The sequence below is a fragment of the Streptomyces otsuchiensis genome (assembly GCF_004305975.1).
Taxonomy (GTDB): Bacteria; Actinomycetota; Actinomycetes; order Streptomycetales; family Streptomycetaceae; genus Streptomyces; species Streptomyces otsuchiensis.
In genome coordinates, this window is the sequence record NZ_BHZI01000256.1 from 1 (window position 1) to 8,366 (window position 8,366).

Below are 8,366 nucleotides of genomic sequence, written 5' to 3' on the forward strand. Positions count from 1 at the left end.
GCTGTCGGGTCCCGCGCTGTGTGGCCGGCCCCGGCCGTCAGCCGCCCACGGCCGGGCGGCGCGGGCTCGCGGACGCCGGCACCGATTCCGACAGGGCCGTCCGCAGCCGCCGTGCGCCTTCCGCCAGTTGGCCCGTGCCGGGCGTGCTCACATAGCTCAGCCGCAGGTGGGGCGCGGGTGGTTCGGCGGTGAAGTACGGCCCGCCGGCGGTCACGGCCACGCCGTGGCGCAGACCGGCCGCCGTGACGGCCGACTCGACCGTGCCGTCGGGCAGCCGCAGCCACAGGTGGTATCCGCCGAGCGGCGGCCGCTCCGGCAGCAGACTCGGCATCGCACCGCCCAGCGCGGTGAGTACCGCGGTCCGGCGGTCGTGCAAGGAGTTCGCCAGCGCCCGGAGATGCGCCGCCCAGGCGGGCGAGCCGATCAGCTCCAGCGCGGTCTCCTGGAGCGGCCGGGCGACGAAGAAGCTGTCGACCACCTGGCTCGCGCGCAGCCGCTCCAGGGCCGGCCCCCGCGCGGACAGTGCCCCGATCCGCAGACTGGGGGAGGCCGCCTTGGTCAGCGAACGGATGTGGACGACGACGCCGTTCGGGTCGTCCGCCGCCAGCGGGAGCGGCAGGGGAGGGGCGTCGGCGTGCGCCAGACGGCGGGCGAAGTCGTCCTCGACGACGAAGGCGCCCGCCGCCCGCGCGATGGCCGTCACCGCGCCGCGCCGCCCGGGCGACAGCACGGCGCCGGTGGGGTTGTGGAACAGCGGCTGGCAGACGAACACCCGTGCCCGGGTGGCCTCGAACGCCTCCGCGAGCAGGTCGGTCCGCACTCCGTCGGCGTCCACCGGCACCGGCACCGGGCGCAGCCCGGCGGCGCGCGCCACGGCGAGCATGCCCGGGTAGGTGGGGGACTCGACCAGGATGCGGGAGCCCGGCGCGGCCAGTGCCCGCAGCGCGGTGGTGAGCGCGCTCTGGCCCCCGGCGGTGATCAGCACGTCGGAGGCGCTGAGCGCCCCGCCCGGCCCGCCGATGTCCCGGGCGAACCACTCCCGCAGCTCGGTCAGCCCCTCCACCGGCGGGCGTGACCATGTGCCGGGGCGGCGCCCGGCCCGGGCCAGGGCACCGGCCAGTGCCCGCTCCGGCTGCAGTGCCGCGTGGAGATACCCGCCGTTGAGGTCGATGACCTCGGGCGGTGAGGTGGCGAGGGTGGCCAGCACCGCCGCCGCGCCCGAGCCGGGGTTGCCCGGGTCCACCGCCGCCGGGGTCGGGTCCGCGCTGAGCGCCACCTCCTGCCAGGAGACATCGCCGATAGCGCCCGCGTTCCGGCGGGCGGCGGCCTTGAACACCCCCGCGCCCGGCCGTGAGACGACCAGCCCCTCGGCGGCGAGCGTGGCGATCGCCCGGGAGACGGTCACCGGGCTGACCTGATGGCCGGCCACCAGCGCACGGCTCGACGGGAGCTTCTGTCCCTCCGGGTAGCGGTCCAGCTCGTTTCGCAGCGTGGCAGCGAGCTGGGCGACACTGCTACTGTCATTCATGACAGCACAAGATAGCGCTACTCGGGAATCGGCGGTAGCGGTCGGCGGCGGCACGGCACGGGCGACGCTCGCCGTCCTCTCCTTCTCACTCAGCTTTCCCGCCACGGTCTGGGCCCTGGAAGGCTTCGGCCCGTGGACGGTGACCGGCGCGCGGGGACTGCTGGCCGGTCTGCTCGCCCTCGCGTGCCTGTCGGCGGCCCGGGTGCCACTGCCGCAGCGCCGGCACTGGCCGGCCCTGCTCACGGTGGCCGGCGGCTGTGTCGTCGGCTTCCCCCTGCTGACCACCCTCGCCCTGCGGACCTCCACCACCGCGCACTCCGCCGTGGTCATCGGGGTACTGCCGCTGGCCACCGCCGCCGTCTCCGTGGCCCTGACGGGCCGTCGCCCCTCCCGGACGTTCTGGACGGCCGCCACCCTCGGCGCCCTCACCGTCGCCGCCTTCACCCTCCAGCAGAGCGGCGGCCGTCCGGCGCTCGGAGACCTGTACCTCTTCGGTGCCCTGCTGGTGTGCGCCGTCGGCTACGCCCAGGGCGGCCGCCTCGCCGCCCACCTGCCGGGCTGGCAGGTCATCGCCTGGGGCGTCGTCGCAGCTCTTCCGGTGTCCGCCCTGATCACCGCCCTCGCCCTGCCGTGGGAACCGGCGCACCCGACCGCCGGGGCAGTGGCCGGCATGGCCTACCTGGCCCTCGTCTCCCAGTTCGGAGGCTTCGTGCTCTGGTACGGCGGCATGGCGGCCATCGGGGTGCCCCGGGCGAGCCAGATCCAGCTGGCCCAGCCGCTGCTCACCCTCGTGTGGGCCGTCCTGCTGCTGGGGGAGGAGCCAGGGCCACTCGTGGCGGTGACCGCCCTGGTGGTGCTCGGCTGCATCGTGGCCACCCAGCGGGCCCGGAGCTGACGTCCGCCCCCGGAGCGGCGCCGACGGGTACGGGTAGGGTGCACGCATGAAGCGAGCGACGCCGGGCGGAACGGGCACCCGACGGTGATCGTCAGCGCCGCACTGGCCGACTCGGCGCCCCTCTGGCTGGAGTGGACAGCCGTTCTCGCGGCCGGCCTGTGGGCCGGAATGATCAATGTCGTCGTCGGCTCCGGCACGCTGGTGTCGTTCCCCGTGCTGCTGCTCTTCGGCTACCCGCCGCTGGTCGCCAACATCTCCAACAACATCGGCCTCGTCGGTGGCAACCTCTCGGGGACATGGGGCTACCGGCGGGAACTCAGGGAGCTGCGCGGGCTGACCCGGCTCCTGCTGCCCGCCGCGATCGGCGGCGGCACGGCGGGCGCACTGCTGCTCCTGATCCTGCCCGCCGAGGCGTTCCGGACAGTCGTCCCCGTCCTGGTCGCGGCCGGTCTGCTGATGGTCGTCGCCGGGCCGTACGTGCAGCGGCGGGCGGCGCGGCGCGCCGGAGCGGGGGAGGCCACCGCCGCGCTCTCCACGGCCCGGCTGACCGCCGTGACCGCCGGTGTGTTCGTCCTCGGCGTCTACGGCGGATACTTCGGGGCCGCCCAGGGCATTCTGATCGTCGGCCTGATGAGCATCCTGACGAGTGAGTCGATGCAGTCGCTGACGGCAGTCAAGAACCTGCTGGTGACGGGCGTGAACCTGGTCGCGGCGGTGGTCTTCGTGCTCATCGCCCGGGACTCCGTCGACTGGGAGGCCGTCGCCCTGATCGCCGTCGGCGCCACGCTCGGCGGGCTGGTCGGCGCCCGCTTCGGCCGACGGCTCTCCCCGACCCTGCTGCGCGCGCTGATCCTCGTGGTCGGAACGGCGGCCATCGTCAACCTGGTCTTCTTCTCCTAGCCGCCCCCGCCGCCCCGCCCGCCGCGCGGTCAGGGGGTGTCGCCGGCCCAGTCCCACAGCTCCGGCGCGCCGGGGCGCGGCGCGTAGACGGCCCGGCCTCCGCCGTACCGGGCCAGCTCGGTGAGCAGCGCCGCGCCCTCACCCAGCTCGGAGACGGTCCAGCCCGTGACGTCGACGAGGAGTCCGTCCAGCGGCCCGGCGACCAGTTCGCGGTACTCACGGCCCGGCCGGGGCCCGGTGTCGAGGTCGTCGTGGTCCGCGCCGTAGACGCGCTTGCGTGCCCAGTCCTGCATACCCGTGAGCATCGCAGCCGCCACTGACACTCCGCCGGGGCGTGCCCGCGACGGCTGGGCCTTCCGGCCGGTCAGCGCATGGCGTGGTCGAGGTTGGTCGCCGCGCTGATCAGCGCCAGATGGGTGAAGGCCTGCGGGAAGTTGCCCAGATGCTCGCCGGTCAGGCCGATCTGCTCGGCGTACAGCCCGACGTGGTTGGCGTAGGTGAAGATCTTCTCCAGCGCCAGCCGGGCCTGCTCCACCTGACCCGTGCGGGTCAGCGCCTCCACCCACCAGAAGGAGCAGATGGAGAAGGTGCCCTCGGAACCGGCCAGACCGTCCGGCGTCAGCCGAGGGTCGTAGCGGAACACCAGACCGTCCGTCACCAGCTCCTGCGCCACGGCGTCCAGCGTGGACCGGAAACGGGGGTCGTTCGGCGAGACGAACTTGACCATCGGCATCAGCAGCAGCGAGGCGTCGAGCACCGCCGGTGGCGGCGTCCCGGAGCCGTCGTCGAGCCGCTGGGTGAACGTGCCGCGCTCGGCGTTCCAGCCCGACTCCATGATCTGGCGGTAGATCGCGTCCCGTTCCCTCGTCCAGCGCACCAGGTCGGCGGGGAGTCCGCGCTGGTTGGCGATCCGGATCATCCGCTCCACCGCCACCCAGCACATCACCCGGGAGTAGGTGTGGTGCTGCTGGCCGGCCCGGGTCTCCCAGATGCCCTGGTCCGCGGTGTCCCAGTGGTCCAGCAGCCACTCCAGGATGCGGCCGAGATTGGACCAGGTCCCGTGCGAGATGCCGCCGCCGTACTTGTTGAACAGGTAGACCGAGTCGATCAGTTCACCGTAGATGTCGAGCTGCAGCTGTCCCGCCGCGCCGTTGCCGGTGCGGACCGGGCGGGAACCGCGGTAACCGTCCAGGTGGTCCAGCCGCTCCTCGGGGATGCGCGGCTCGCCGTCGATGGTGTACATCACCCGCAGCGGCCCGGCTCCCAGGTCGCCGTCCCCGGAACGCCCCAGGCAGCGCGACAGCCAGGCGATGAACGCCTGCGCCTCCTTGGTGAACCCCAGACGGAGCAGCGCGTACAGGGAGAACGCCGCGTCCCGGATCCACACATAGCGGTAGTCCCAGTTGCGTTCACCGCCCAGATGCTCGGGCAGCGCGGCGGTCGGCGCCGCGATCACGGCGCCGGTCGGCTCGTGCGTCAGCAGCTTCAGTGCCAGCGCCGAGCGGTGCACCATCTCCCGCCAGCGACCGGTGTAGCTGGACTGGGCCAGCCAGCGCCGCCAGAAGTCCACGGTCGCGTCGAACAGCGCCTCCGCCTGGTCCGGCCCGGGCCTGCCGGAACCGGCAGCACCGGAGGAACCGGCGGCGCCGGTGCCCACGCCCGTGCCGTCGTCGTCGCCGGCCGGGGCGGTGGCTCCGGCCGCCGCCGCACCCGCGCCCGAGGGGCCGCGCGCCTCGGTGGGCTCGCCGCCGTCCCGCCCGGCGGCGGGACCGGCCCCGTCCGCCGACCCCCGCGCGATCTCCGGCTCCAGGACGAACAGGACCGACTCGCCCTCGGCGACGCGGAACGTACCCGTCACATCGCCCGCACGCTCCTCCAGCCCGATGCTGCTGTGCAGCGTCAGGGCCAGCGACCTCCCGACGAACCGCACCCCCGTCGGCGTCCGCTCCAGCCGGTGCCGGTCCCGCCCGTAGTCCAGCCGGGGCGCGACCTCGACCCGCATCCGCATGTGCCCGCGCACGCTCACCACCCGCCGCACCAGGCGCTGGCGGTGACCGGCGTCGTGCTCACGCAGCACCGGCATGAAGTCCTGCACCTCGACCATGCCGTCCTCGGTGAGCATGCGGGTGATCAGGATGTTGGTGTCCGGGAAGTAGAACTGCTGCCGGTTGGCGACCTCGCAGCGCGGCTCGATCTTCCAGAACCCGCCACGCTCCGCGTCCAGCAGCGCCCCGAAGACGCTCGGCGAGTCGAACCGCGGCGCGCAGAACCAGTCCACCCGGCCGTCGGTGCCCACCAGGGCCGCCGTGCGCAGGTCGCCGATCAGCCCGTGCTCGGCGATCGGCAGATAGGGCGGCACCAGCACCGCCTCCGTGGTGTCGCAGATCTCGCTCATTCCTCCGGCACCCGCCATCCGCGCTCACCGGGCAGGTCCAGCGCCTCCTGCGGGCCCCAGCCGCCGCGCGCGTAGGGCAGCAGCCGGGGGCGGTTCTCCAGCACCGGCGCGCACACCTCCCACAGCCGCTCCACCTCGTCCGCGCCGGTGAACAGCGTCTGGTCCCCGCGCAACGCGTCCAGCAGCAGCTTCTCGTACGCCTCCAGCGGACGGGCGCGGGCGAACGCCTCCCCGAAGCTCAGCTTCATGTCCGCCTGCGCCAGCTCGAAGTCCGGCCCCGGGCACTTGGCGCGCACCTGGAGGGTGATCCGCGGCTCGTCGGTCAGCTCGAAGACCAGCTCGTCCGGGCAGGTGCCCTCCAGCTGCCGGGCGAAGAGCCCCGCCGGGGGCTTGTGGAACCCGATCGTCACCACCCGCCGCGACGCCCCCAGCGCCTTGCCGGTGCGCAGCAGGAACGGCACCCCCGCCCACCGCGGGCTGTCGACCCAGGCCCGCAGGGCGACGAACGTCTCCACGGCCGAGGCGTCGTCCACCCCGTCCTCGTCCCGGTAGCCCTCGTACTGGCCGAACACCACCTCCGCCGGGTCCAGCGGGCGCAGCGCGCTGTAGACCCGCAGCTTCTCCGCCCGCAGCGCCTGCGCGGTGAACCGGACGGGCTGTTCCAGCGCCACGAAGCCGAGCAGCTGCGAGAGGTGGGTGGTCAGCATGTCCCGGAACGTGCCGGTGGACTCCATGAAGCCGGCCCGGCCCTCGATCGCGATGCTCTCGGGCACGTCGATCTGCACATACGAGATGTGGTGCCGGTGCCAGGCCGGTTCGAACAGGCCGTTGGCGAAACGCAGCGCCAGGAGGTTCTGCACCGCCTCCTTGCCGAGGAAGTGGTCGATGCGGAAGACCCGCTCCTCGGGGACCACCTGGTGCACCGCCGCGTTGAGCGAACGGGCCGAGGCGAGGTCCTCACCGAAGGGCTTCTCCATGATCAGGGAGGCGCCCTCGGCGATGCCGGTCTCGCCGAGCATGGCGATCATCGGCTCGGCGGAGTTCGGCGGCACCGACAGGTACACCAGCGTCCGCACCTCCGGGCCGAGCCGGCCGCGCTCGCCCCGCACCGCCCGCGCGAGGCCGGTGCCGTCCTGCGCCGAGGACGTGTGGAAGGTGATGTGCCCGGCGAACTCGCGCCACGCCGACGCGTCGAACGTCCCCGGCGCCAGGTGGCCGGAGACCGCCTCCCCCAGGGCGCTCCGGAACTCCTCGTCGCTGCCGGGGGAGTGGCGGCCGGAGCCGATCACGCTGAAGGCCTCGGGGAGCAGGCCGCCGCGGTAGAGCCGGAACAGACCGGGGAAGAGCTTGCGGCGGGCCAGGTCCCCGGTGGCACCGAAGATCACCAGGATGTGCGGTTCGGAGGGACGCTCGGCCCGTGGTCCGGTACCGGTCATGGCGCTGCTCGCTTTCAGCCGCGCGGCGGAGCGCCGCGGGACGGCGTCTTGGAAGAGGCGTCCTGCTCACTCTCTTCCCGCAGCTCCGCTACCGGCCAGCGGTGAACGCCCACGCTCGGCCGGACGGGTGGAGGTGGGGCCCACCGGGCGGTGCCACGGCCCCCGGCGTGCCCCACCTCCGTTACCGGCGGCGGCCGGTCACTGGTGCCGTTCCACGCAGTAGCCGGCCAGCGCCAGCAGGTCACGCACCGCCGGCGCGTGGAGCGCCGGTTCGGCGAGCGCGGTCCGCGCCGTCGCGAGGTGGCGCCGTGCCTCGGCGAGCGCCGCACTCCGCCCACCGGCCTCCAGGGCCAGCGCCGCCGCCTCCTCCGGGTCGCCGTCCCGCTCCAGCAGGGTCCGCAGCGACCGGGCCGCCGGGGCGGGGGAGGCGAGCGCGGCCAGTACCGGGTAGGTCTTGCGGCCCTCCCGTAGGTCGCCGTGGACCGGCTTGCCGGTCACCTGCGGATCGCCCCACAGGCCCAGCACATCGTCGGCCAGCTGGAACGCGATCCCCATGCTGCGCCCGGCACGGTCGAGAGCCGCCACGGCCGGCGCGGGCGCGCCGCCCAGGACGCCGCCCAGCGCGGCGGCGCAGCCCAGCAGCGCGCCGGTCTTGCCCTCGGCCATCTCCCGGTACTCGGCGGGACGGACCCGCTCACCCCCCGACCAGGGCCTCGACGAGAACAGCAGGTCCTCCGCCTGGCCGCGCACCAGGTCACCGAGCGCGCCGGAGAGCAGCCGGACGGCCCCGCCGCCCCCGGCGGGCCGTTCGGAACACGCCAGCGTTTCCACCGCCAGGGCGAACAGGGCGTCACCGGCGAGCACCGCGGGGCCCGTACCGTACGCGCGCCAGACCGTGGGGCGCTGCCGCCGCACGGCGTCGCCGTCCATGACGTCGTCGTGCAGCAGGGAGAAGACATGCACCAGCTCCACCGCGACCGCGGCAGGTACCCCGGCGCGGGCCGGGGCGCCCGCGGCCTCCGCGCCGAGCACGGCCAGCGCCTGCCGCACGCCCTTTCCCCCGCCGGGGCGGGCGCTCGTGCCGCCGCCGACCTCGCACCAGCCGAAGGAGTAGCCGGCCATCTCGGCCAGCCACGGGTGGAGGCGGCCGACCGCCTCCACCAGCGCCGGGCGCACCTCGGCCCGGCACCTGGAGAGGAGTTCCCCGGGGGC

7 protein-coding genes are annotated in these 8,366 nt (G+C 74.4%); 2 read left to right on the plus strand and 5 right to left on the minus strand.

The annotated features are described in order from the left end of the window. Positions 1-37: 37 nt before the first annotated feature. Positions 38-1,528, minus strand: a complete 1,491-nt coding sequence (locus tag E0D90_RS20715) for an aminotransferase-like domain-containing protein (protein WP_130799602.1) — start codon at positions 1,526-1,528, stop codon at positions 38-40. Between E0D90_RS20715 and E0D90_RS20720 the strand changes: the two genes are divergently transcribed. Both E0D90_RS20720 and E0D90_RS20725 read left to right on the plus strand, forming a co-directional pair. Further along, a complete protein-coding gene (locus E0D90_RS20720) occupies positions 1,527-2,423 on the plus strand; it encodes a DMT family transporter (RefSeq protein ID WP_130799603.1) in 897 nt (298 codons plus the stop codon). The two genes, E0D90_RS20715 and E0D90_RS20720, sit on opposite strands and share 2 nt — an antisense overlap. An 84-nt stretch (positions 2,424-2,507) precedes the next feature. Continuing rightward, positions 2,508-3,323, plus strand: coding sequence for a sulfite exporter TauE/SafE family protein (locus E0D90_RS20725; RefSeq protein ID WP_227870365.1), 816 nt, complete (start codon positions 2,508-2,510; stop codon positions 3,321-3,323). Positions 3,324-3,352: 29 nt separating this feature from the next. Here the strand turns inward: E0D90_RS20725 and E0D90_RS20730 are convergent, their stop codons facing one another. The 4 genes from E0D90_RS20730 to E0D90_RS20750 all read right to left on the minus strand — a co-directional run. Further along, entirely contained in the window at positions 3,353-3,616 is a 264-nt protein-coding gene (locus E0D90_RS20730) for a hypothetical protein (protein ID WP_103501701.1), read from the minus strand. Positions 3,617-3,687: 71 nt separating this feature from the next. Continuing rightward, positions 3,688-5,718, minus strand: a complete 2,031-nt coding sequence (locus E0D90_RS28020) for a glycoside hydrolase family 15 protein (RefSeq protein WP_227870366.1) — start codon at positions 5,716-5,718, stop codon at positions 3,688-3,690. Beyond that, the gene (gene zwf / locus E0D90_RS20745) at positions 5,715-7,154 is read right to left on the minus strand and encodes a glucose-6-phosphate dehydrogenase (protein WP_130799604.1); all 1,440 of its coding nucleotides are present in this window, start codon (positions 7,152-7,154) and stop codon (positions 5,715-5,717) included. Before zwf ends, E0D90_RS28020 begins: the two co-directional genes overlap by 4 nt. A gap of 198 nt (positions 7,155-7,352) precedes the next feature. Then, positions 7,353-8,366 (minus strand): polyprenyl synthetase family protein (locus E0D90_RS20750; RefSeq protein WP_130799605.1); only part of this gene is annotated, 1,014 nt, incomplete at its 5' end.

Excerpts from the sequence above, each read along its gene's own strand:
- E0D90_RS20720 (WP_130799603.1), top strand. The coding sequence starts at position 1,527 with ATGACAGCACAAGATAGCGCTACTCGGGAATCGGCGGTAGCGGTCGGC.
- E0D90_RS20715 (WP_130799602.1), bottom strand. The coding sequence starts at position 1,528 with ATGAATGACAGTAGCAGTGTCGCCCAGCTCGCTGCCACGCTGCGAAAC.
- E0D90_RS20730 (WP_103501701.1), bottom strand. The coding sequence starts at position 3,616 with ATGCAGGACTGGGCACGCAAGCGCGTCTACGGCGCGGACCACGACGAC.
- E0D90_RS28020 (WP_227870366.1), bottom strand. The coding sequence starts at position 5,718 with ATGAGCGAGATCTGCGACACCACGGAGGCGGTGCTGGTGCCGCCCTAT.
- zwf (WP_130799604.1), bottom strand. The coding sequence starts at position 7,154 with ATGACCGGTACCGGACCACGGGCCGAGCGTCCCTCCGAACCGCACATC.